The organism is Micromonospora sp. NPDC005205 (assembly GCF_040608275.1).
Classification (GTDB): Bacteria; Actinomycetota; Actinomycetes; order Mycobacteriales; family Micromonosporaceae; genus Micromonospora.
The window spans coordinates 331609-352891 of sequence record NZ_JBEXHV010000004.1 but is presented as its reverse complement, the minus strand read 5'-3'; the positions used below and the strand labels follow the sequence as shown (position 1 = coordinate 352891).

General features: G+C 71.0%; 20 protein-coding genes. 16 read left to right on the top strand and 4 right to left on the bottom strand.

Annotation, left to right across the window (positions count from 1 at the left end; all coding sequences use genetic code 11):
• Positions 1 to 153 precede the first annotated feature (153 nt).
• The 11 genes from ABZU43_RS11385 (at position 154) to ABZU43_RS11335 (ending at position 10374) form a co-directional block, all read left to right on the top strand.
• Complete coding sequence (locus ABZU43_RS11385) at positions 154 to 1023, top strand: hypothetical protein (protein WP_355006402.1); 870 nt, start codon at positions 154 to 156, stop codon at positions 1021 to 1023.
• Positions 1016 to 1516: a SigE family RNA polymerase sigma factor gene (locus ABZU43_RS11380; protein ID WP_355006401.1), complete on the top strand. Its 501-nt coding sequence runs from the start codon at positions 1016 to 1018 to the stop codon at positions 1514 to 1516. Before ABZU43_RS11385 ends, ABZU43_RS11380 begins: the two co-directional genes overlap by 8 nt.
• 218 nt (positions 1517 to 1734) lie before the next feature.
• On the top strand, positions 1735 to 2349 hold the full coding sequence (locus ABZU43_RS11375) for a hypothetical protein (RefSeq protein ID WP_355006400.1): 615 nt from the start codon (positions 1735 to 1737) through the stop codon (positions 2347 to 2349).
• Positions 2342 to 3265 carry a serine hydrolase gene (locus ABZU43_RS11370; protein WP_355006399.1) on the top strand — a complete coding sequence of 308 codons (924 nt, stop codon included), beginning with the start codon at positions 2342 to 2344 and terminating at the stop codon, positions 3263 to 3265. Before ABZU43_RS11375 ends, ABZU43_RS11370 begins: the two co-directional genes overlap by 8 nt.
• Positions 3266 to 3427: 162 nt before the next feature.
• The gene (locus ABZU43_RS11365) at positions 3428 to 4057 is read left to right on the top strand and encodes a fasciclin domain-containing protein (RefSeq protein ID WP_355006398.1); all 630 of its coding nucleotides are present in this window, start codon (positions 3428 to 3430) and stop codon (positions 4055 to 4057) included.
• A gap of 59 nt (positions 4058 to 4116) precedes the next feature.
• Complete coding sequence (locus ABZU43_RS11360; RefSeq protein WP_355006397.1) at positions 4117 to 5640, top strand: molybdopterin-dependent oxidoreductase; 1524 nt, start codon at positions 4117 to 4119, stop codon at positions 5638 to 5640.
• Positions 5641 to 5781: 141 nt separating this feature from the next.
• The gene (locus tag ABZU43_RS11355; protein ID WP_355006396.1) at positions 5782 to 6570 is read left to right on the top strand and encodes a hypothetical protein; all 789 of its coding nucleotides are present in this window, start codon (positions 5782 to 5784) and stop codon (positions 6568 to 6570) included.
• Between the two features lie 241 nt (positions 6571 to 6811).
• Positions 6812 to 7273: a class F sortase gene (locus ABZU43_RS11350; RefSeq protein ID WP_355006395.1), complete on the top strand. Its 462-nt coding sequence runs from the start codon at positions 6812 to 6814 to the stop codon at positions 7271 to 7273.
• Between the two features lie 48 nt (positions 7274 to 7321).
• Entirely contained in the window at positions 7322 to 7948 is a 627-nt protein-coding gene (locus ABZU43_RS11345; RefSeq protein ID WP_355006394.1) for a sigma-70 family RNA polymerase sigma factor, read from the top strand.
• A complete protein-coding gene (locus ABZU43_RS11340; protein ID WP_355006393.1) occupies positions 7945 to 8673 on the top strand; it encodes an anti-sigma factor in 729 nt (242 codons plus the stop codon). The genes ABZU43_RS11345 and ABZU43_RS11340 overlap by 4 nt, the downstream gene beginning before the upstream one ends.
• Positions 8674 to 8718: 45 nt before the next feature.
• Positions 8719 to 10374 carry a serine/threonine-protein kinase gene (locus ABZU43_RS11335; protein ID WP_355006392.1) on the top strand — a complete coding sequence of 552 codons (1656 nt, stop codon included), beginning with the start codon at positions 8719 to 8721 and terminating at the stop codon, positions 10372 to 10374.
• 94 nt (positions 10375 to 10468) lie between these two features.
• Here ABZU43_RS11335 and ABZU43_RS11330 read toward each other — a convergent pair whose 3' ends face one another.
• The 3 genes from ABZU43_RS11330 to ABZU43_RS11320 form a co-directional block, all read right to left on the bottom strand.
• Positions 10469 to 11404, bottom strand: a complete 936-nt coding sequence (locus ABZU43_RS11330; protein WP_355006391.1) for a DUF4394 domain-containing protein — start codon at positions 11402 to 11404, stop codon at positions 10469 to 10471.
• A gap of 275 nt (positions 11405 to 11679) precedes the next feature.
• Positions 11680 to 12285: a lytic polysaccharide monooxygenase gene (locus ABZU43_RS11325; RefSeq protein WP_238680842.1), complete on the bottom strand. Its 606-nt coding sequence runs from the start codon at positions 12283 to 12285 to the stop codon at positions 11680 to 11682.
• Positions 12286 to 12553: 268 nt separating this feature from the next.
• Complete coding sequence (locus tag ABZU43_RS11320; protein WP_355006390.1) at positions 12554 to 13132, bottom strand: hypothetical protein; 579 nt, start codon at positions 13130 to 13132, stop codon at positions 12554 to 12556.
• Between the two features lie 465 nt (positions 13133 to 13597).
• Between ABZU43_RS11320 and ABZU43_RS11315 the strand changes: the two genes are divergently transcribed.
• The 5 genes from ABZU43_RS11315 to ABZU43_RS11295 all read left to right on the top strand — a co-directional run bounded on the left by ABZU43_RS11315 (position 13598) and on the right by ABZU43_RS11295 (position 20571).
• A complete protein-coding gene (locus ABZU43_RS11315) occupies positions 13598 to 14143 on the top strand; it encodes a carboxymuconolactone decarboxylase family protein (protein ID WP_355006389.1) in 546 nt (181 codons plus the stop codon).
• A 133-nt stretch (positions 14144 to 14276) separates the two neighbouring features.
• Positions 14277 to 16871, top strand: a complete 2595-nt coding sequence (gene lanKC, locus ABZU43_RS11310) for a class III lanthionine synthetase LanKC (protein WP_355006388.1) — start codon at positions 14277 to 14279, stop codon at positions 16869 to 16871.
• Positions 16872 to 16876: 5 nt separating this feature from the next.
• A complete protein-coding gene (locus tag ABZU43_RS11305; RefSeq protein WP_013734295.1) occupies positions 16877 to 16996 on the top strand; it encodes a SapB/AmfS family lanthipeptide in 120 nt (39 codons plus the stop codon).
• Between the two features lie 72 nt (positions 16997 to 17068).
• Entirely contained in the window at positions 17069 to 18796 is a 1728-nt protein-coding gene (locus ABZU43_RS11300; protein WP_355006387.1) for an ABC transporter ATP-binding protein, read from the top strand.
• Positions 18793 to 20571 (top strand): ABC transporter ATP-binding protein, encoded by a 1779-nt coding sequence (locus ABZU43_RS11295; protein WP_355006386.1) that lies wholly within the window; start codon positions 18793 to 18795, stop codon positions 20569 to 20571. Before ABZU43_RS11300 ends, ABZU43_RS11295 begins: the two co-directional genes overlap by 4 nt.
• 29 nt (positions 20572 to 20600) lie before the next feature.
• On the opposite strand, the gene ABZU43_RS11290 is transcribed toward ABZU43_RS11295, so the two are convergent.
• On the bottom strand, positions 20601 to 21185 hold the full coding sequence (locus ABZU43_RS11290) for a response regulator transcription factor (protein ID WP_355006385.1): 585 nt from the start codon (positions 21183 to 21185) through the stop codon (positions 20601 to 20603).
• Between the last annotated feature and the right edge of the window lie 98 nt (positions 21186 to 21283).

Below are 21283 nucleotides of genomic sequence, written 5' to 3'. Positions count from 1 at the left end.
CGGAGGTGGCCGTACACGCACCGGAACGCTGCGCTCCGCCGACGCGGGTGGCTGAAAATTCCCGTCGAAATCCGGTAACCAAATCGGCGTGCCAATCCGTCAGGTCAATGACGGATCGCCACTGCGGGCGGTCGGCCGAGGAGGAACAAGGACATGGGCGACGTGCATGGGCGTTTCAGGGACGACCTGGCCCGACACCCCGCCCCGCCACTGGGTGACCTGGTCCAGCAGGCGGTGGTGCAGGGCCGCCGACTGCGCCGCCGGCGTCGCCTGGCGCAGTTCTGCGCCGGCGGTTCGGCGTTGGCGATGCTGCTAGTGATCGGCCTGGCCGCCGGTCCGCTCGGCATCGGAGCGGATGACACCGGTCAGCCCGGCGGGCCGAACCTGGTTCTGCCGGGCGGGTCGGTCGACACCGGCTCGCCGTCCCCGGCCGATTCCCCAGGTGGCGGGTTCGAGCCGGGCACCGAAGAGAACCCCGCTCGGTCAGTGCAGCCGATTCCCTTCACCACTGTGATCGACACCGTGAGGATCGGGGCGGGGCCGGACGGTGAGCTGGCGACCACCACACCGCAGGGCGCCCTGGAACTGCTGATGCGGCTGCTGCCCCCGGGGAAGACCAGCGGGTACGCGAATCTTGAGAGCAGCGGGGCGGGCCCCGGCATGCCGTTCGTCCAGCTTCACCTCGACCGCGGCGACGGACCGGGCATGCTGCGGCTCTCCATCTACCGGGACCGCCTTGGCGGCGACCCTCGCCCGGGGACGGTGGAGCTGACCGAGGTACCCGGCAACTGCGTGCAGAGCCAGATGATCACCGTGCACCACGGCGGCGGCCTCCAGGTCGATCTCATGATCGCTACCTGTCTGGTCTGGGACCCCAAGGGAACCGTTCCGGCACCGGCCGTTCTCTCCCTGAAGGAGGCGATCGAGATCGCCGCCAACCCGGCCTGGGGGACGCAACTGCCGGCCGAGTACGTCATCAACGGTGCCAAGAGGTTCCCCAAGTTGGCCCGGTCGAATGGCTGACGAAGACTTCGTGGAGTTCGCGCAGGCGGCCGCCGGCCGGCTGCGCGACGCCGCCTTCCTGATGTGCCGCGACTGGCATCTCGCCCAGGACCTCACCCAGACGACGCTGGCCAAGGTGTACGCCAACTGGAGGCGGGTCCGCCGGGCCGACGATCCCCACGCGTACGCCCGCAAGATACTGCTGCGCTGCATGCTCGACCAGCGGCGACGTCGTTCCAGCCGCGAGTTGGCGATGTCGGCGCCGCCGGAGCGGGGCGAGGAACATCCGGCTGAGCTGCGCATGACGTTGCTGGACGCTGTCGCCACCCTGCCGTTGCGGGACCGGGCGATCATCGTCCTGCGCTACTGGGACGACCTGAGCGTGGAGGCGACTGCCGAGGTTGTGGGCGTCTCCATCGCCGTCGTCAAGAGCCAGAGCATGCGCTCCCTCAACCGGCTGCGCGAGCTGCTCGGCGAGACCCGATCCGAGCTGTTCGCCGAGGAACGCCATTGACAGGTCCCGTCTGCGGGCGGGGCGTGGCGGATCCCGGTGTGGTCGGACCGTCGGCCGGCACCGCCGGGGTGGCGACGAAGATGCCGCCACGCGTCGCCGGCCGAAGCGCCACGTGTGGTGGCAGGTATCTGCGTTTGGGGAGGTTTTCGGTGTCCGTATCGAGCAGCAGGACGAGCCGAGGCCGGATTCGCGGCAGAGGCAGAGGTTCGGTCGCGGTCGTGCCGGTGGTCCTGTCGGCGCTGTTGGTGATGGCCGCAGGGTGCCATCGGGGGGAGGCCGGTGTCGGCTCCGACGAGCTGCACACCGTGAACGCGGAACGGGGCGACCCGGGTCTGCTGCTGGGGGCGGGCGATCTGGGAGCGGACTGGCACGAGGACGACGCGCGAACCGGTCTGGCGTCCTGGCCGTGGGAGCAGGACAGCTGCCCCAACTACCGGAGCAGCGACTACCTGGCCAAGTCGCATCGGCGCGCTGCCGTGGAGCGCTACTACCGGCTGTCTGACGGCTCGTCGCCGGCCCACCACGTCGTGGAGACGTACGAACCTGGATGGGCCGAGCGCAACGTCGATGACGTCCGTCAGGTCCTCCTGCGGTGTGCGAGCTACCCGGTCCTCGGATCGCAGGTCTCGTTCGACGTCGTGGATCCGCATTATCTGAAGGGCGCCGGGATGCTCATTCGAGGTCGTATCGCGCATGCGGACACCCCGAGCACCGTCACGTACTTCGTGATGGTGAGACGAGGCGAGACGGTCTCGACGGTCCGCCTGCCCGATCCGGGCAGCCAGGCCGTGGTGGACTCGATCGCGGCCAGGGTGGTGGCCCGCCTTGGCTGAGCGGACAGGGCGCCAGCTGTCGCGACGCTGGGTCCTCTCCGCGGCCACCATGTCGCTGGCCGGCGTTGCGACGGCCGCCTTCGGTGCCACGCGTGGCACCGACGGCGACGGAGCCGGACCATCGCACGGTTCCTCCCCGGCCAGCCCCATCCCCACGACGCCGGCCATCGACTGGATCGGCCAGGCGAGAACGCGCATCAAGGCCTACGTGGAGCGGTACGACGGCCACCTGGCGGTCGCGGCACTGGATCGGCAGGGAACGGCTTCGGTGACGGTCGGCGCCAGACGGTTCGAGACCGCCAGCATCGTCAAGGTCAACATCCTCGCGGCTTTCCTGCTGCGCCAGAACCCGCCGGGCAAGGCCCTGAGTTCTGGCACCCGGCGGTTGGCCGAGGCCATGATCGTGTCCAGTGACAACGATGCGGCGGTGGCCCTGTGGCAGCGGATCGAGGGCTCGCGCGGGCTCAACGCCGCGAACCGCGAGCTCGGCCTGCGTGAGACGAAGCCCAACTCGCACTGGGGACTCACCACGACCACGGTCGCCGACCAGCTTCGTCTGCTGACCGCGCTGACGTCGCCGACGGGACCGCTGACCCCGCAGGACCGCACCTTCATCATGGGTCTCATGAAGAAGGTGATCCCCGAGCAGCGGTGGGGAGTCACTGCCGCGCGGGAGCCGGGCGGTCGTTCCGAGTACGTCAAGAACGGCTGGGACACCGCTGATGTCGACGGGGGCCGCTGGCTGGTCAACAGCATCGGTCGGATCGTCGAGGCCGATCATGACTGGCTGATCGCCGTGCTCTCCGACCATCACGTGAGCCAGAAGGAGGGCATCCGCGTCGTCGAGAAGGCCGCCACGTACGTGCTCAAGGAGCTACGCGCCGCCACTGCCCACGACGGGCTGTCACCGGGGTAGGCCCGGGTCCGCTCCGGCCGACAGTGGGTCGGTCGACCTGCCGGGTAGGCGCCTGTCATCGCCGGCAGCACACAATTCCCGATCTTGTACCCATCCGTCTGCGGGTCGGCCTCGAATGCCTCATGACAGCAGCAATCGAGTACAAGCATCTGAGGAGTTCGTATGAAGCGGCGCCTGTTTGCCACGGTCGGCGTGATCGCCGTGCTGGCCCTGTCCGCCTGCGGCGGAACCGACGGCGAGGACACCGCCAGCGGCACGCCGAGTACGTCGGCCAGCGCGCCGATGGCCTCGGCTTCGCCGTCGACGATGATGTCGGGTCAGTTCGGCTCAGGGTGCGCGGCCGTGCCGACCGATTCGTCCAACCCGGGCAGTTTCGAGGCGATGGCGAAGGTGCCGGTGGCCACCGCCGCGTCCGGTAACCCACTGTTGTCGACGCTGGTCACGGCCGTGAAGCAGGCCAACCTGGTGGACTCGCTCAACGGCGCGCAGGGCGTGACGGTGTTCGCGCCGACCAACGACGCTTTCGCCAAGATCCCGAAGGCCGACCTGGACAAGGTCCTGGCCGACGACGCCATGCTGAAGAAGATCCTCACCTACCACGTGGTGCCGACCCAGTTGTCCCCGGACACCCTGGCCGGCACCCACAAGACGATGCAGGGCGACGACGTCACGGTGACCGGTAGTGGCACGTCGTTCACCGTCAACGGCACCTCGATGGTGGTCTGCGGGAACGTCTCGACGGCCAACGCCACCGTGTACATCGTTGACAGCGTCCTGATGCCCAAGAGCTGAGGGTGTCCATCCCCGTCGAGCCCCGGCCGGCAAACCGCCGGCCGGGGCCGTCCCGAATCATGACAGCCACCCGCGGCCTCGTCGTCGGCGTGCTGAGCGCCGGGGTCGCCCTCGGCGTGGCCCACCTCGTCGCGGCGCTGGTCGATCCGGCCGCCGACCCGGTGCTGACAGTCGGTAGTGCCGCTGTGGATCTGGCACCGCAACCGGTCAAGGCATTCGCCATCCGCACCTTCGGCACCAACGACAAGGTCGCCCTCCTCGCCGGGGTCTACACAGTGTTGGCGCTGAGCGCGGTCCTGCTCGGCGCGGCGACGTTACGACGACGCCGTCACGGTCTGGCGGGCCTTGCCGCGTTCGCTGCCGTCGGTGTCGCCGCCGCCCTGTCCCGCCCGACGGCGACACTCGTGGACGTCCTGCCGGTACTGGCGGGGGCCGGAATCGGGATGGCCGCGATGCTGGTGGTGGCACACGCCGCTCGGACGCTCCCGGTTCCTGGCTCGGGTCGGCCGCGGCTGCTCAACCGCCGCCAGTTTCTGGCCACGGCGGCGGGAGCAGCGCTCACCGCCGGCGCCACGGCGACCATCGGCCAGACTGTCGGTCGCGGCAGAGCCGCAGGTGCCCGTTCCCGCGCGGCCGTTCGCATACCGCCGCCCACGCAACCCGCGCCGCCGCTGCCCGGGGGCGTCTCCGCTGGCGTGGACGGCGTCTCGGCGTTCCTCACCCCCAACCGGGACTTCTACCGGGTCGACACCGCCCTCACCGTCCCGCAGGTCGACGTGGAAACCTGGCGGCTGACCCTGAGTGGAGCGGTCGATCGGCCCCGTACCTGGACATTCGACGAGCTCCTCGCCCGCGGCGTGGTGGAGCGCGACATCACCCTCAACTGCGTCTCCAACGAGGTCGGCGGCCCCTACATCGGCACCGCCCGTTGGACGGGGATCCCCCTGGCGCCGCTGCTACGCGAGGCCGGCATCCACGCCGGGCAGGATCAGCTCGTCAGCCGTTCCGTGGAGGGCATGACCATCGGCACCCCGCTTCAGGCGATCCTCGACGGTCGCGACGCGCTGTTGGCCGTGGCCATGAACGGCGAACCCCTGCCCCTGGAGCACGGCTTTCCCGTCCGCATGCTCGTCCCCGGCCTCTACGGCTATGTCGGGGCCTGCAAGTGGCTCACCTCCATGCAGGTGACCACGTTCGACGCGTTCGATCCCTACTGGGTACAGCGCGGGTGGGCCGCCGAGGCGCCCGTGAAGACCGCATCCCGCATCGACACCCCGAAACCCTTCGCCCAACGGCGCGCCGGTCCCGTCATGATCGCCGGTGTCGCCTGGGCGCAACGTCGCGGGATCACGGCCGTCGAGGTGCAGATCGACGACGGGCCGTGGCGGCAGGCCCGCCTCGCCGACGGCCCCTCAGCGGACCTGTGGCGGCAGTGGACCTACCGCTGGGACGCCAGCCCTGGCAGCCACACCCTGCGCGTGCGAGCCACCGATGCCACCGGCGCGACCCAGACCGATCAACGGGCCGCGCCCTTCCCGGATGGCGCGACCGGCTGGCACAGCACGACAGTGACCATCACCTGAAACTGGTGCGTCCGACGGTTCGTCGTCGGGGGCCGGGAAAAGAATCCGGGCCGGGACCAATCCGGTGGACCGGAGGCGACGAATCCCTCACGACAGCACCTGAGCATCGACGCCGTACCCAGGCGGAGACGGAGATTTGTTGTGAGATTGTCCCGAGCCCTGCTCACCGTGCCCGCAGCCGCCCTGGTCCTCGCGTTTCCGGGGGTCGCGTACGCCGACGAGAGCGTGCAGGTCCAGCTGCAGGATCTCAACGAGACCGGTGCCACCGGAACCGCGACGTTGACCGCCACGAGCGGCGGTGACCTGAAGGTCATGATCCGGTCGAAGGGCATGACGCCGAACTCGCCACACGCCCAGCACGTGCACGGCGCGGCGAACGGCATGGACTTCCACTGCCCGGACAAGTCCGCCGACGCCAACGGCAACGGCTTCGTCAGCACCGAGGAGGGCCTCAAGATGTACGGGGACATCTTCATCTCGTTGACCACCACCGGGGACACGACCAAGGCCAGCGGCCTGGCGGTGGATCGGATGCCGACGGCCGACGCGAAGGGCAACCTCAGTTACGAGCGCACCATCCCCGCCGGGGACCTGCCCCAGGGCACTATCGCGCACCTGAAGGACCTGCACCTCGTGCAGCACGGCATCGACGCCAACAAGAACGGCAAGTACGACATGGAAGCGCTCGGCGAGTCGACGTTCGCCAAGTCCGTCGGCGTCAACGGCATCCCCGCCGAGGCCACCGACCCCGCCACCTGCGGCATGGTCAGCGGCGCGGCCGCCGGCTCCGTACCCGCGGGGGGTGTCGCCACCGGAGATGGCAGCACCTCCGGCGGATCGCCGATGATGATCTACGCCGTGGGTGGTCTCGCGTTGCTCGGCGCCGCCGGTGCGGTCGTCGCGCGTCGCCGGCCCGCCGGCGAGCGCTGAGCCGACGGCGATCATGATGGGCACCGGTGGCGAACCAGCGCCGGCCGGCCGTCGCCGGGGGCGTCACGCGCTCCTGGCGGCGGCCGGCATCCTCACCGTGACGGCGGTCCTGACGATCGGTGTTGCAGTCGCCAAGCGGGGCGGCGACCCACCCGGACCCGACACGTCCGCTGCGGCACCAGCCGCCAATGCGTCTCCTGTCCCGGCGAGCGGGCCGGGCGAGTTGACCTCGGGACCGCTGATGGCCGATTCACCGCCGACGCGGGTGTCGATCCCGTCGCTGAAGGCCACCGCCGCCATCGTCGCGCTCGGTCTGCAGTCGGACGGCGCGATGCAGGTTCCGGACAGCGCCACCGACGTGGGCTGGTTCACCAAGGCGCCGACGCCCGGCGCTCTCGGCCCGGCCGTGCTGGCCGGGCACGTCAACTGGAAGGGCCGCCGCGGGACGTTCTTCGACCTGGGCAAGCTACCTGTCGGCGCCGGGATCACCGTCGATCGTCAGGATGGCAGCACCGCGATGTTCACCGTCACCAGGGTCGAGCAGCATCCCAAGGACCGCTTCCCCACCGCCGAGGTGTACGGGGCGACCGACCATGCCGCGTTACGCCTGATCACCTGCGGCGGCGAGTTCGACGACACCACCCAGCACTACCGCGACAATGTCATCGTCTACGCGCGCCTCGCCCACGCTCGTCCCGCCTAGACACGAGTGCGGCGGCACACCGAGCCGTCGACAGCACAGGGAGAGGACATGCCGAGAATGAGCGGCGACCCGGAACAGGGGCGGCGGTTGCGAGCGGTGCCGCCGGACACCGCGACCCCACCGAACGCCGACGAGTTGCTGACGCGGGTCGCGCGGGGCGACGAGGCGGCGTTCGCCATGCTGTACGACGCCGTGGCGGGCAGGGTCCTCGGGCTGGCCCGGCGGGTCGTCCGCGATCCGGCGCAGGCGGAGGAGGTGACTCAGGAGGTGATGGTCGAGGTGTGGCGCACCGCCGGCCGCTTCGACGCCGGCCGGGGTTCCGCCTCGGCGTGGATCCTGACCATGGCGCACCGCCGCGCGGTGGACCGGGTGCGCTCCGAACAGGCCCACACCGACCGTGCTCTTCGGGTCGCCGCTACCGAGACACACGTCCCCTACGACGAGGTGGTCGAGGATGTCAGCGCCCGGTTGGAGCGGGAGCAGGTCCGCCGGTGCCTGGGCCGGTTGACGCCGGTGCAGCGGGAGTCGGTGACCCTGGCCTTCTACGGCGGTCACACCTACCGAGAGGTCGCCGAGAAGTTGCAGACGCCGCTGCCGACGGTGAAGACGCGGATGCGCGACGGACTCATCCGGATGCGCGACTGCCTGGGCATCGAGATGGAGGGACGGGCATGAGCGCCGATGTTCACACCCTCGCTGGTGCGTACGTCCTGGACGCGGTCGACGACGTTGAGCGGGCTGCGTTCGAGCGGCACCTGGCCGAGTGCGAGCCGTGCCGCGTCGAGGTGGCCGAGTTGCGGGAGACCGTTGCGCGCCTCGCCGACGACGCCGTCATCGAGGCGACCCCGCCGGGTCTGCGGGAGCGGACCCTCGCTCAGGCGGCCCGGACCCCGCAACTGCGCGTCAGCTCCGCGGGTGCCAGCGGCGGACGGCAGGCTGGCAGGTGGCGACAGCTCACGGTGGCCGCCGCCGCAGCCGTCCTCGTCGCCGGTGGCGCGAGCGCGGTCACCTGGACCGTCAGCAACGATCGGATCAGCGAGGAGCAGGCCAGCAGCGACCAGGCCCGGCAGATCGCCGCCGTCCTGGACGCCCCGGACGCCCGGGTGTTCGAGCGGTCGCTGCCGCCCGGTGGTGCCGCCACAGTGGTGGTCTCCCGTGACCGTGACCGCGGTGTGGTGCTGCTGCGCGACCTGCCCGCGCCCGGTGCCGGGCGGATCTATGAGCTCTGGCTCATCCGGGGGAGTGAGCCCCGCAAGGTGGGACAGCTCGCCGAGGGGGACAGGGCGGCTACCACTGTCATCGGCCCGGTCGCCGAGGCGGGCACGTTCGGGGTGTCCAACGAGCCCGTCGGTGGTTCCGTCGCCCCCACTCAGATCCTGGGTACGGTGGCGCTGAGCTGAGGTCACCTGACCCATCCGGACGGCGGACCGCTCCGAATCACCCGCATGGATGACGAGCTGCTCGCCGGCCGGTACCGCAGGCTTCTGCTGATTGGGGACACCACGTCCTCGGGACGCGTCTGGCTGGCACGCGACGAGGTGCTTGATCGGCACGTCGCGCTCAAGCAGATCACCCTCCCGGGTTGGGTGAGCGACGCGGAGCGGTCGCGGCTGCGGGACAGAACGCTCGGGGAGGTACGCGGCCTGGCCGGTCTGGATCATCCCGGCGTGGTCGCGATGTGGGACGTGCTGAGCACCGACGGGTATCTGTGGCTCGTCATGGAGCACGTGCCCTCCCGGTCCCTGTCCGAGGTGGTTGTCAGCGACGGTCCGCTGGCGCCGGCCGAGGTGGCGCGGGTCGGCCTGCACCTGATCGCGGCACTGGGTGCCGCCCACGCGAGGGGAGTGACGCATCGGGAGGTCCGGCCGCAGAACGTGCTGTTCGCCGACGACGGGCGGGTCATGCTCGGTGGATTCGGTCTGTCGATCTTCGACTCCCGGGATCCCGCGACCGTCACCGCGGGGAGCCTGTCGACGGTCCAGTACACCGCACCGGAACGTGCCCGCGACGGTAGGGCCACCCCCGCGACCGACCTGTGGGCCCTCGGCGCGACGCTCTACCTGGCTGCGGAGGGCCGTCCGCCGTGGAGCCGGCCATCGACCCTGGCCATGCTTGCCGCCCTGGCCACCGAGGCGCCGGACCGGATGACCGTCCTGCCGCTCGAACCTGCGATCACCGGTCTCCTGCTGCGCAACCCCCGCCAACGCCTCTCCGCGCGGGAGGCCCGCGACCAGCTGGAGCAGGTGGCCGCGGCGACGCCCGCGCCGGTGGCGCGGGCGGGCCGTTGGCCACGTGTGCGCGCCAGGTCACGCCGGCGACCCGGGGCCGTCACGCCGACGGTGCCGCCCGTCGCGGACGCGATCACCACAATGGTCATTCCGGTCTTGACACCCACCTCCCGCGATCGGACGACCGGCTGGGCGTTCGCCGGTGCCGTGGTGGGCCTGCTGGCGGTCGCGGCCGTCGTCGTCACGGCAACCGGTGCCGTGATCGGCGGCTGGCGTGGCCAGGACAGCCTTTCGGCGGCCGAACCAGGCGGTGCGGCCGCCGGCGTGGTGGAATCGACCGCGCCGGCACCGCCGGCCCACCCCTGCCTGGGGGACGCCGACTCCAGCGAGGCCGAGCCTCTGCGAGCGCCTGGCGCACCGCTGCCGTACGCCCTGCCGGACGGGTGGGCGTGGCACCAGGACCCCGCCGGATTTCTGCTGGCGGTGCCCGAGGGATGGAGCCGGCACACCGAGGGTCCACTGGTGTGCTTCCGCGATCCCGCCGAGGTGCGGGCCATCGCCGTCGACCCCGCCGCGACAGCTTCCTCCGTACCGTCGAAGCGGTGGGAGGCCGCCGAGCGCGACGCGGTGACCACCGGGGCGCTGGCCGGCTACCAGAGGATCAGTATTGGGCCGGTCATCCGCCCGGGCGGCGCGGCGGAGTGGGAGTACACCTGCGACCAGGCCGGCGGCACGCGGCTGCACGTCCGCCGGCTGCTGATCAACGAGAGCAGGGCCCGCGCTTACAGCCTGTCCTGGATCACTCAGGACAGCCAGTGGAACGAGACCGAGCCGCTCCAACGCCTGGCACTGGCAAGCATCCGCCTCGACTGACGCGGCGGTTGCCGGTCGCACGGGTCGACGAGGCGGTGCGAACCTGAGGGTGGACGAGTGTGGGTGGGGTGCGGCCCGGCACCCCACCCGATGGTCACTGCCGCAGGAGCAGGGCGAGGTCGAGGACCACGTGCCCGTTGAACACGCCTGTCGTCTGAGCCGCGCCGGTGAGGAGGTCGACCCGGTACAGCCGGGAGCCGCCGATGCCGTTGAGGACGGCGTAGGCGTTGTTGGCCACGGCGCGGTCTCCACTGAGCGGGCTGTGGATGTCGAAGCCTGCGTGGAGGTTCGCGTTCACCCCCAGTGCGCCGGTGGCGGCCAGTTGCCCCGAGTTGGCGGGGGATTGCAGGACAACCTGGTCGAGGGTGGTGTCGATGTCGAACAGGGTGGTGGCGGTGGCGGGGTTCAGGTCGTTGTTGGTGTACGCCGCACCGGTGACACCGACGGCGGCGGTGCTGGGCGGGTAGGTGAGAGGGCCGTCGACAAGGGTTGTGCCGCCGGGGTTGATGTTGTGGCGCAGGTTCTGCCCGGTGTCGCTGATGATCCGGAGTCGGTCGGCGGCGGGGTTGAAATCGACGCCGAACGACGTGCCGCTCAGCGCGACGGTCAATTGGCTGATCTTCGTGGCCGCCGCGGTGCGCGTGTTCAGCGCGTAGATGCCGCCGTTGTTGCCGACGCCGTAGAGGCTTCCGTCCTGGACGCGAAAGTCGATGCCGACGAGCGCTTCGCTGCCGGGCAGGTCGACCGGGCCGATGGTGCAGGCCAGGGCGGGGCGGTTGGCGGCGAACTTGATCAGGTGCTGACCGTCGGTGAGACCGATGGCGACGAGCCCGTTTTGGCCTCCGGCGTTCAGCAGGTCCCACAGCAGGGTGCAGGTCCCAGTGCCCAACGAGGGCAGGCCGCGAGCCGGGATGCTCGCTGCTGTGCGGTGGTCTGGTGGGGCGGCGGTGACTGGCGTCGCGGTGATCCCGATGCTGACGACGATCATTGTGACGGCTGCGAGCAGCTCCCGGCGATGCGTACGGTGCATGAGGGGCACTTCCTTGATCAGATGCACCGTCGGACTCCTCGGCGGAATCCGACGCCGTTTCCGGCGACGGTGCAGGGATAAATTCCCTGCTCAGAGCCTATGTAGAGGCGATCCGCAGCATCTGTCGGGATTCAGCCTTTCCTTCAACTTTCGCACCTTCTGCACGGTGCAGTCGACGTGCGGCGACCAACCACACCCGACACGGCCGGAAAGCAATCCGGCTCAGGGCGCTGGCGCCCTGAGCCGGATCAACTCTGTTGCTTCGGCCGTCCCGATCAGGTGACGTTGATGTCGCTGCACCACATGTAGGTCTGGTCCAGGTGCGATGCCCGCCAGAGCACGAACAGGATGTGGTTCCCGCTGCGTGACGGGAGCGAGACGTTGAACGAGATGTTCTGCGCCGGCGCGTAGCGCCCGGTCGTCGTGATCAGGTCGAGGTTGCCCCATCCGAGCTTCTGGGTGGACGGGTTGAACCCCTGCTTGGTGACGTAGACCTGGAAGTAGTCAGCGCCGTGGCTGGCCTGGTCGTACAGCTGGACCGTGAGGTTGCGGCTGACGGTGGTCGTCTTCCACGCCCCCGGCTGGTTCACGCTGTCGTTCCTGGACAGGGCGTTGCTGCACAGCTGGCCGTCCGGGGTGCGAGCCTGGTACTGGCCGCCGAGGCCGTCGCGCAACTGGCTCATCCAGTTCCACATGGTGTCGGGGTTGGCCTGGAACGCCCGCCAACACATGGGGTCCTGCTGCTGCATGGCGGGGTTCATGTGCTGGTTGCCCCACGCCTTCCAGCACTGGTAGGCGCGGCTCATCGGGTTGATGATCGTGCCGTGGGCCTGGGCTGCCCCGGTGAAGGGCAGCATGCCGGCCACGATGGCGAACACCATGACGAATGCTCGCAGGGACCGACGGACTGGTGACCGGGATCGTCCGCCGGATCGATCGGACTTGAGTGAACGCACTGTTCATCCTCCGCTCTTCGGGACTGCAACTCTGTATGGGAACGCTCCCAAACCAACTGTTGCATCTATCGACTTAGATATCAATGCTTATCTATCTATGGTCGGATGTGGATCGAGCTGACCGGGGTGTCCGCAGCCGCCCGGTTCGGATCCGGGTGCGGGATACGTCCACGCCACCGGCCGCCTAGCGTGGTCAGAGGCCGGCTGCGGCGTCGTACCGACGCCGAAGGTCGGCCATCTCCGACTCGGTCAGCGCTTCCCTGGTCGCCGGTTCGGCGTACTTGGGCGGGAACATCTGCCGCAGTCGGTCGATGAACATGACGTCGGCGGTCGCCTCGACCACCTGGATGCCCGGAGGCGTGGTGGACACGTCCATGATCACCGGGCCGGCCAGTTTGACCGCCACGTCCCAGGGGCGCTGCTTCTCGGCGACCCCGCAGAGGTGGAAGCCGTAGACGGTCTGCACGTCGGCGAGCGCGGTGGCCCCGGTCGGCTCGTAACCGTAGACGCGGACCCCGCAGATCACTGCCGCCTTCTCCGCGGTGGCCGCCTGCTGGGCCCCGTGGCCGGCGTGGTTGTGCTGCCCCGGGTCCGCCTTCTCAAGCGTGGTGCGCATCCGGGCGATGATCTGCGACTGCAGATCCGCCGGCTTCGCCTCCGGGTCGGCCCGGTTGACCAGTACGACAGCGCCGGCCGACACCACCAGCAGGATCACCGCTACCCACACGAAGCGGTTTCGGTACCAACCCGCGAAGTTCTCTCGGGAAATCATTGTTGCTTCTCACCTCGTCGCCGGTTCTGGTGCTGGCAGGCCGAATCGGACGCCCCCGGCGGGTCAGGCGTCGAGCGCGTCAGCCGTGGGGACACGTGCCAGGGGTTACCTACGGCGGGCGAGAATGGTTGCCCGGCAAAGCGCCCGTCGTCGTAGAGGTGGCCCGGCGATTCGCCAGGCAAGCGTCCGCCGAGGCGGCGCGCTGCCGGCGCTGCGATGCTCCCGTGCTGGCCGTTCCCAGCGCGGTTGCCCCCGCGCTGCGGCGATATGAGCCATTCCAACACGTCTGGATCGGCTTCGCAACATCGACGAGCGTCAGCGGGGGTTCGGCCGGCCACCCGCACCCCTCCTCGCGCGGGTGCTCATCGCCGCACCGCCGCCGGGTTCCCGGAACGGAACCGCAGCGGGCGCAATCGGGGTTAGATATGGTCGGTTTGACCCGATTCGCTACTTACAAGGGGAAACATGAGCCGCTTGCCGTACGTGAACCCCGCCGACGCCCCGGCGCCGGTCCGCGAGACGCTGCAGGCCGCGCTTCCTCTGGGCTTCTTCCGCGTCATGGCCCACGCCGAGACGGCGTTTCCAGACTGGATGCGCTGGGGCGGCACGCTGCTCAACGACCTGGCCCTCGACCCACTGCTCCGCGAAATCGCGATCCTGCGAGTCGCTCAGTTGAGCAACGTGACATACGAGTGGGTTCAGCACGAGCCCATCGCCCGCTCCGTCGGCGCCACGGACGAGATGATCCACGCGCTCGGGCGCGACGAGATCGGGGACGACTGTTTCACGTCAGAGCAACGGATCGTCCTGCGCTTCACGACCGACGTCGTCCGTGACGTCCGCCCGCCCGACGACACCACCACCGCGCTGACCGGGCTGCTCTCCCCGCGCGAGGTGGTCGAGCTCCTGATGGTGATCGGGCAGTACATGATGATCGCCCGGGTCGCCGCGGTGACGGACCTCGACGTCGACAAGCCGATGGGCGCCGCCGTCTACGGCGGGCGGACCTGACTAATGTCATGAGTGCCTGTGCGCACCGCATCGAACGTCGTGACTAAGCGCACTGGAGCCCACCACGTCCCGTCGATGAGACTCGATTCGACGCCGGAACAACAGCCGGCCGAGTTCGAGAGGCGGCGAGACGGTGGACGAACGCTACGACAGCTACTGCGCCGCGGATCGGTTGTTCTACGACTCGCTCGGCAGCGCCGTCGCGCAGCCCGTCTTCCCGGCCGCCGAACGACCGGTTCCGACCGGCTGGCGCCGTGAGCCACTCGACGACTGGCTGATCTACGCGCCGGACGGCGGCTCGCTGCCGCAGCAGGGCTGGAAGATTCATGTGTCGGCGGGTCTGACGAACGCCGAGCGGGTGCTGGACGCGGTCTGGAACTACTGCGTCCCCCGCGGCCTGTCCTTCAAGTTCCTGCGCGGGCCGCGCACGCTGCTGCTGCGCAACTCCAAGTACGCGGCCCGGGCCGCCAGCGGCAAGTTCGTCACTGTCTATCCGCGCGACGACGCGGAGCTGGAGCTGACCTGCAAAGAGCTCGACGAGCTGCTGACCGGCGAGACCGGACCGTACATCCTCAGTGACCTCCGCTACGGCGCCGGCCCGGTCCACGTGCGCTACGGCGGCTTCGCCGCCCGCTACTGCCACTCACCCGACGGCCAGGTGGTGCCGGCGATCGAGGACGACTCCGGCACGCTGGTGCCGGACCGCCGCGAGCCCGTCTTCCACGTACCCACCTGGGTCACGCTGCCCGACTTCCTCGGCCCGCACCTGGCCGCCCGCAACGACACCAGCACCAACGAGGTGCCGTACCGGATCGAACGGGTGATCCACTTCTCGAACGGCGGCGGGTTGTACGTGGGCAGGGACCTGCGCACCGACACCGAGGTGGTGCTCAAGGAGGCCCGGCCGCATGCCGGCCTGGACGCCGACGGCACCGATGCCGTCGCCCGGCTGGCCCGTGAGGCGCAGGCCCTGCGGAAACTCGCCGACCTGCCGCAGGTGCCTCGGGTGCACGACGAGTTCGTCCTCGGCGAGCACCGGTTCCTCGCGCTCGAGTTCATCGAGGGCCGACCGCTGAACAAGGTGCTGGTCGACCGCTACCCGCTGATCGACGCCGACGCGACCGACGGAGACCGGGCGGAGTACGCCCGGTGGGCCCGCCAGACCTACGAGCAGGTCGAATCCGTGGTGGCGGCGATCCACGAACGCGGCCTGGTCTACGGGGACCTGCACCTGTTCAACATCATGATTCGGCCGGACGACCGGGTCGCCCTGGTCGACTTCGAGGTGGCCGCCCCGATCGCCGGGCACCGCCGACCCGGGCTGCGCAACCAGGGCTTCGCGGCCCCGAGGGACCGCAGCGGACCCGCGGTCGACCGGTACGCCCTGGCGTGCCTGCGGTTGGCGCTGTTCCTGCCACTGACCCAGCTCGTCCGGCTCGCCCCGGCGAAGGTGACCCACCTGGCCGACATCATCGCCGCGAACTTCCCAGTGCCGAGGTCCTTCCTCGACCCGGCGGTCGAGGAGATCACCGGTGAGCCGCTTGTCACCGCGGACCGAGGGGATCTCGGCGCCGACGACTGGCGCACGTCGCGGGACCGGTTGACGACCGCGATCCTGGCCAGCGCCACCCCCGAGCGCGACGACCGGCTCTTCCCCGGTGACATCGAGCAGTTCCGCAGCGGCGGCCTCAACCTCGCCCACGGGGCGGCAGGAGTGCTGCACGCGCTCGACAAGAGCGGCGCCGGACGGTGGCCCGAGCACGAAGAGTGGCTGGTGCGGCGGGCGACATCGCCCCCGTCCGGCACCCGCTGCGGCTTCTACGACGGGCTGCATGGCGTCGCCTACGCCCTCGCTCACCTCGGACGCCGGCAGGACGCGCTGGACGTTGTCGACATCTGCCTGCGGGAACCCGTCGACGGGCTCGACCACAGCCTGGCCAGCGGACTGTCCGGGATCGCGCTCAACCTGGCCGAGATGGCCGCGCGTACCGGGGAGGTGTCGCTGCACGACGCCGCGTGGCGGGCCGCCGAGCGTGTGATCGGGCAGCTGGCCGACGACCCGGGCCCGGACGTCAGCGGCGGACGAAACCCGTACGCGGGGCTGCTGCGCGGCCGGACCGGACCGGCGCTGATGCTGTTGCGGTTCTACGAGCTCAGCGGCGACGACGAGTTGCTGGGGCACGCCGCCACGGCGCTGCGTCAGGATCTGCGCCGGTGTGTGCTGCGCCCGGACGGTGCCCTGGAGGTCAATGAGGGCTGGCGCACCATGCCCTACCTGGCGCACGGCAGTGTCGGGATCGGGCTGGTCCTCGACCAGTACCTGCGCCACCGGGCCGACGAGCAGTTCGCCGAGGCGAGCGCGGGAGTCCGCCGCGCGGCGCGCTCACCGTTCTACGCGCAGTCCGGCCTCTTCGCCGGCCGGGCCGGCATCATCGCCTACCTCGCCGCCTCGACCGACGCCGCCGACCGCCGCGAACTTCACGCGCAGGTGGACCGGCTGGCCTGGCACGCGCTGCCGTACCGGGAGGGGACCGCCTTCCCCGGTGAGCAGTTGCTGCGCCTCTCCATGGACTTCGGCACCGGCACCGCCGGCGTGCTGTACGCGCTGGCCAGCGCGCGGCACGACCAGCCGCCGGCGCTGCCCTTTCTCGCGCCCCTGCCGGGCGCGGACAGACTCCCTCGCGACAGCGGGGGCGACCCGATCGGCGAACGGATGGAAGGGAGGTGAACGACATGGCGCTTCTGGACCTCCAGGGCCTGGAGATGGCTCCGGCCGACCGTACCGGTGGTGGTAGCCGGGCGAGCCTGCTGCTCTGCGGCGACAGCTCGCTCTCCGTCACGACCTGCAACTGATCCACGCACACGTGGGGCCCTGGGTGGGTAGACGTGCCCACCCAGGGCATCCGTGTACCAACGGGAGGACCGATGCCGACGTTCGCCGCGGGGGACAGGCTGCTGCGGCAGACGGTCCTGGCGGGCGGCGGCTGGACGGCCGCACTCGCGGCGGTCGCGCTGCTCGGCGCGGCCGCCGAACTGTTGCTCCCCGCGGTCCTCGGCCGCGCCGTCGACGCCGCCCTCGACGGCGGCTCCGCCTGGTGGGCGGTGGCCGCCGGCGCCCTTGTCGTCGTCCTCATCTGCGTCGACACCCTGACGGACCTGACCAGCGGGTTCGGTGCGGCGCGCGCCACCGCCGGGCTGCGCCGGCGTCTCCTGCGTCACCTGTTCGCCGTGGACGTCCGCGCCACCCGCCGGTACCCGGTGGGTGACCTCGTCGGCCGACTGGTCGGCCAGGCCGCCGACGCGGGACAAGCCGGCAACGCGGTGGTCCTGGCCATCGTGGCAGTGCTTCCACCGCTCGGCAGCGTCGTCGCGCTCGCCATCATGGAACCGGTCCTCGGAGTCACCCTGCTCGCCGGTCTCGGCCTGCTCGCCGTCCTCATGCGCGCCTTCGTGGCCGACGCCTCGACCGCGACCGCCGGGTACCAACGGGTCCTCGGCAGCATCGCCGGCCGGCTGTTGGAGTCGCTGACCGGTGCCCGGACCATCGCCGCTGCCGGCACCATGCGCCGCGAGGAGGACCGGGTGCTGGCGGCCCTACCCGAGCTGAACCGGCACGGCCGGCGTACCTGGGGACTGCTGGCCCGGGCGAGTGCGCGCACCTCGGCCGTGGCGCCGCTGCTGAACCTGAGCGTCATCGCGGTCGGCGGGTACGCCCTGACCGCAGGCTGGCTCACACCGGGTGAACTGGTCGCCGCGGTCCGGTACGCGGCCATGGGCGCCGGGCTCGGTGCGGTGCTCGCCACCCTGAGCCACCTGGTCCGCAGCCGCGCGGGAGCACACCGGGTCGCCGAGCTGCTGACACAGCCCACCACGCCGGTGGGCGATCGGCCCCTTCCACCCGGCGGTGGCGCCCTGCGACTGCGTGGGGTGTGCGTCCATGCCGACGACGGGCGACCCGTCCTGGACGGCGTCGACCTGGACGTGCCGGCCGGCGCGACAGTGGCTGTCGTCGGAGCGTCCGGTGCCGGCAAGTCGACCCTGGCTGCCGTCGCGGGACGCCTGTACGACCCCGACCGCGGTGAGGTGCGCCTCGACGGGGTGCCGCTGCGGGACCTCGACGCGGTGGCGCTGCGCCGGGCCGTCGGCTACGCCTTCGACCGGCCGGTGCTGATCGGCGTGACCGTCCACGACGCGATCGGCTTGGCGCTGCCGGTCGACTCGGCGGTGCCGCCGGCCGACGAAAGCCCCGCCACGCCGGCGGTTCTGCGGGCGGCCCGGATGGCGGCGGTCGCCGACGTGATCGAGCGTCTGCCCGGCGGTTACCGCACCCCGCTGGTGGACACACCGCTCTCCGGGGGCGAGACCCAACGCCTCGGCCTGGCCCGCGCGTTCGCCGCCGAACGGCTGCTCATCCTGGACGACGCCATGTCCAGTCTCGACACCGCGACCGAACACCGGATCACCGAGGCGGTTCTCGGGCGCGCCGGGGGGCGTACCCGACTGGTGGTCACCTACCGGACCGCGGCGGCCGCGGCGGCCGACCTCGTCGCCTGGCTGGACGGCGGTCGGCTGCGCGGCCTGGCACCGCACCGGCAACTGTGGGCCGACCCGGACTACCGTGCCGTCTTCCAGCCGGCCGGCGGTGGGTCGTGAGCCGTCCCGGCGTACGCCGGGTGACCTGGCGGGCGCTGCTGGCCCGTCGGTGGGAACTCGCCGGGCTCGGCGGCTGGTCGCTTGTCGAGTCGCTGCCCGCGCTGCTCGCCGGCTATCTGGTCGCCCGCGCCGTCGACGAGGGTTTTCTGGCCGGACGTCTCCTCACCGGCCTGGCCTGGTTGGGGGTCCTCGCCGTGGCCGTGCTGGTCGGCGCGGCGGCCACCGGCCGGACGTACCAGAGCCTCGGCGCCGTGGTCGAGCCGTTCCGCGACGAGGTGGCCGCCCAGGTGATCCGGGGTGCGCTCCGCGACGCCACCAGAGCGGGTGGTCGCCCGGACAGCGCCGCCGTGGCCCGGCTGACCCACCAGATGGAGATCGTCCGCGACACTTTCGCCGGTCTGCTGATGGTGACCCGCGGCTTCCTCTTCTCCGCTGGCGCGGCCCTGCTCGGCCTGCTCGCGCTGGCGCCGGTGGTGGCGGCGCTGGCGTTCGCCCCGCTGGTCGCCGGTCTGATCGTGTTCCTCGCCGCGCTGCCGTCGATGGTCACGCACCAGCGCGCCTACGTCCGGGCCGGTGAACAGCTCGGCCAGTCTGCGGCGACCGCACTGGCCGCTCACCGTGACGTGCTGGCCTGCGGCGCCCAGACACGCGTGTCGGCCGAGGTGGAACGCTGGGTGTCGGCGCAGGCCGCCGCCGAACGCATGCTCGCCCGGATGGCGGCGATCCGCAGCCTCAGCCTCGGCATCGGCGGCTGGCTGCCACTGCTGGTGCTGATGGTGACCGCCCCGTGGCTGGTCGAGCGTGGTCTCACCGCCGGCGCGGTGCTGGGCGCGCTGATCTACGTCTCCACCGGACTGCAACCCGCCCTGCACACCCTGGTGCAGGGCCTCGGCGGAGGCGGGCTGCGCTACGCGGTCACCCTGGAGAACATCCTCCGCACCTGTCCGGTCTCCGACGACCCGCGCCCGTCAGCCCTCACCGCCCGGATGCCCCGCTGCCGACCACCCGCAGCTTCCGCCGATCGTCCGGCAGCCGTCGAGGTACGGGGACTGACCTTCGGCTACGGCCCGCGCGCCCGGCCCGTCCTGCGGAACTTCTCGCTGACACTGGCCGACCGGGATCATCTCGCCGTGGTCGGCCCGAGCGGTGCGGGCAAGTCCACACTGGCCTCCCTGATGGCCGGGCTGGTGCCGCCGCAGGCAGGCACGGTCCACCTGGCCGGCACGAGGGTCGCCGAGATCGAGCCGGCCGTCCTCGCCCGGATGCGAGTGCTGGTGCCCCAGGAGGCGTACGTCTTCACCGGTAGTCTCGCCGACAACCTCCGCTACCTCCGGCCGGACGCCGACGACGACACGCTGGAGGTCGCCCTCGACACGCTCGGCGGGCGTCCCCTGGCGACCCGCCTGGGCGGCCTGGACGCGCCGGTCGCGCCGGCCCTGCTCTCCGCCGGCGAGCGGCAGCTCATCGCGGCGGTCCGGGCCTGGCTGGCACCCGCCCCGCTGGTGGTCCTCGACGAGGCGACCTGCCACCTGGACCCGGCGCTGGAAGCGACGGTCGAGGCTGCCTTCGCACGGCGGCCCGGCACCCTCGTGGTGATCGCGCACCGGATCAGCTCCGCGTTGCGGGCCGGACGGGTGCTGGTCCTCGACGGCGACGAGCCGCTGGCGGGGACGCACGAACAGTTGATGACCCGCTCGGCCACCTACCGAATGCTCGTCGGCTGCTGGGACGACCCGGTGGTGCCGTCCCCGGCGGCGTCGGCGCCGCCGGGCTGAACCCCGCACGACCGCTCCGACGGCGCCGGTCAGATCCAGCCCGCCTCGCCGGCTATCCGCACGGCCTCCACCCGGGTACGCGCGCCCACCTTGCGGGCGATCCGACCGAGATGGTTGCGGACGGTGCCACGGGTGAGCCCGAGCGACACCGCCACCTCCGCGACCGGTGCACCTGCGGCCGTCAGCCTCAACACCTCCGTCTCACGGCTGGTCAGTGGGCCGTCCGAGTGCAGCGCGGCGACCACGAGATCCGCGTCGAGCACGGGCTCCCGGCGGGCGAGCCGGCGGATCCCTTCGATGACCCGCTCGGGGGTGGCGTCACTGCGCAGGATGCCGACCGCCCTGGTCGGGCACAACATGCCTCGCAACCGTCGCGCTCGTTGCGGGTGCGCCAGCACCAGGACGGGACACCGGCCGAGACGGTCGGGATCGACTCCCTCGACGAAGTCGAGGTCGGCCACCACCACGTCGGGGCTTTGCGCGCGGACGGCCGCGGAGACCTCGTCGCCGCGATCCACCTCCGCCACGACGCGAATGTCGTCCTCGGCGGCGAGGACGAGCGACAGCGCGCCCAGAACCAGGGCGCCGTCCAAGGCGAGCAGGGTACGGATCACGATGAACCTTCCCGCACTCCGACAATGATCACGGTACGTCAACATTCAAACACGCATCCGGTGGGGTCGCACGGCGACGGGTGGGTCCGGACGTTGCC

Excerpts from the sequence above, each read along its gene's own strand:
- ABZU43_RS11385 (WP_355006402.1), top strand. The coding sequence starts at position 154 with ATGGGCGACGTGCATGGGCGTTTCAGGGACGACCTGGCCCGACACCCC.
- ABZU43_RS11380 (WP_355006401.1), top strand. The coding sequence starts at position 1,016 with ATGGCTGACGAAGACTTCGTGGAGTTCGCGCAGGCGGCCGCCGGCCGG.
- ABZU43_RS11365 (WP_355006398.1), top strand. The coding sequence starts at position 3,428 with ATGAAGCGGCGCCTGTTTGCCACGGTCGGCGTGATCGCCGTGCTGGCC.
- ABZU43_RS11360 (WP_355006397.1), top strand. The coding sequence starts at position 4,117 with ATGACAGCCACCCGCGGCCTCGTCGTCGGCGTGCTGAGCGCCGGGGTC.
- ABZU43_RS11350 (WP_355006395.1), top strand. The coding sequence starts at position 6,812 with ATGGCCGATTCACCGCCGACGCGGGTGTCGATCCCGTCGCTGAAGGCC.
- ABZU43_RS11345 (WP_355006394.1), top strand. The coding sequence starts at position 7,322 with ATGCCGAGAATGAGCGGCGACCCGGAACAGGGGCGGCGGTTGCGAGCG.
- ABZU43_RS11340 (WP_355006393.1), top strand. The coding sequence starts at position 7,945 with ATGAGCGCCGATGTTCACACCCTCGCTGGTGCGTACGTCCTGGACGCG.
- ABZU43_RS11335 (WP_355006392.1), top strand. The coding sequence starts at position 8,719 with ATGGATGACGAGCTGCTCGCCGGCCGGTACCGCAGGCTTCTGCTGATT.
- ABZU43_RS11330 (WP_355006391.1), bottom strand. The coding sequence starts at position 11,404 with ATGCACCGTACGCATCGCCGGGAGCTGCTCGCAGCCGTCACAATGATC.
- ABZU43_RS11325 (WP_238680842.1), bottom strand. The coding sequence starts at position 12,285 with ATGGTGTTCGCCATCGTGGCCGGCATGCTGCCCTTCACCGGGGCAGCC.
- ABZU43_RS11320 (WP_355006390.1), bottom strand. The coding sequence starts at position 13,132 with ATGATTTCCCGAGAGAACTTCGCGGGTTGGTACCGAAACCGCTTCGTG.
- ABZU43_RS11315 (WP_355006389.1), top strand. The coding sequence starts at position 13,598 with ATGAGCCGCTTGCCGTACGTGAACCCCGCCGACGCCCCGGCGCCGGTC.
- ABZU43_RS11305 (WP_013734295.1), top strand. The coding sequence starts at position 16,877 with ATGGCGCTTCTGGACCTCCAGGGCCTGGAGATGGCTCCGGCCGACCGT.
- ABZU43_RS11300 (WP_355006387.1), top strand. The coding sequence starts at position 17,069 with ATGCCGACGTTCGCCGCGGGGGACAGGCTGCTGCGGCAGACGGTCCTG.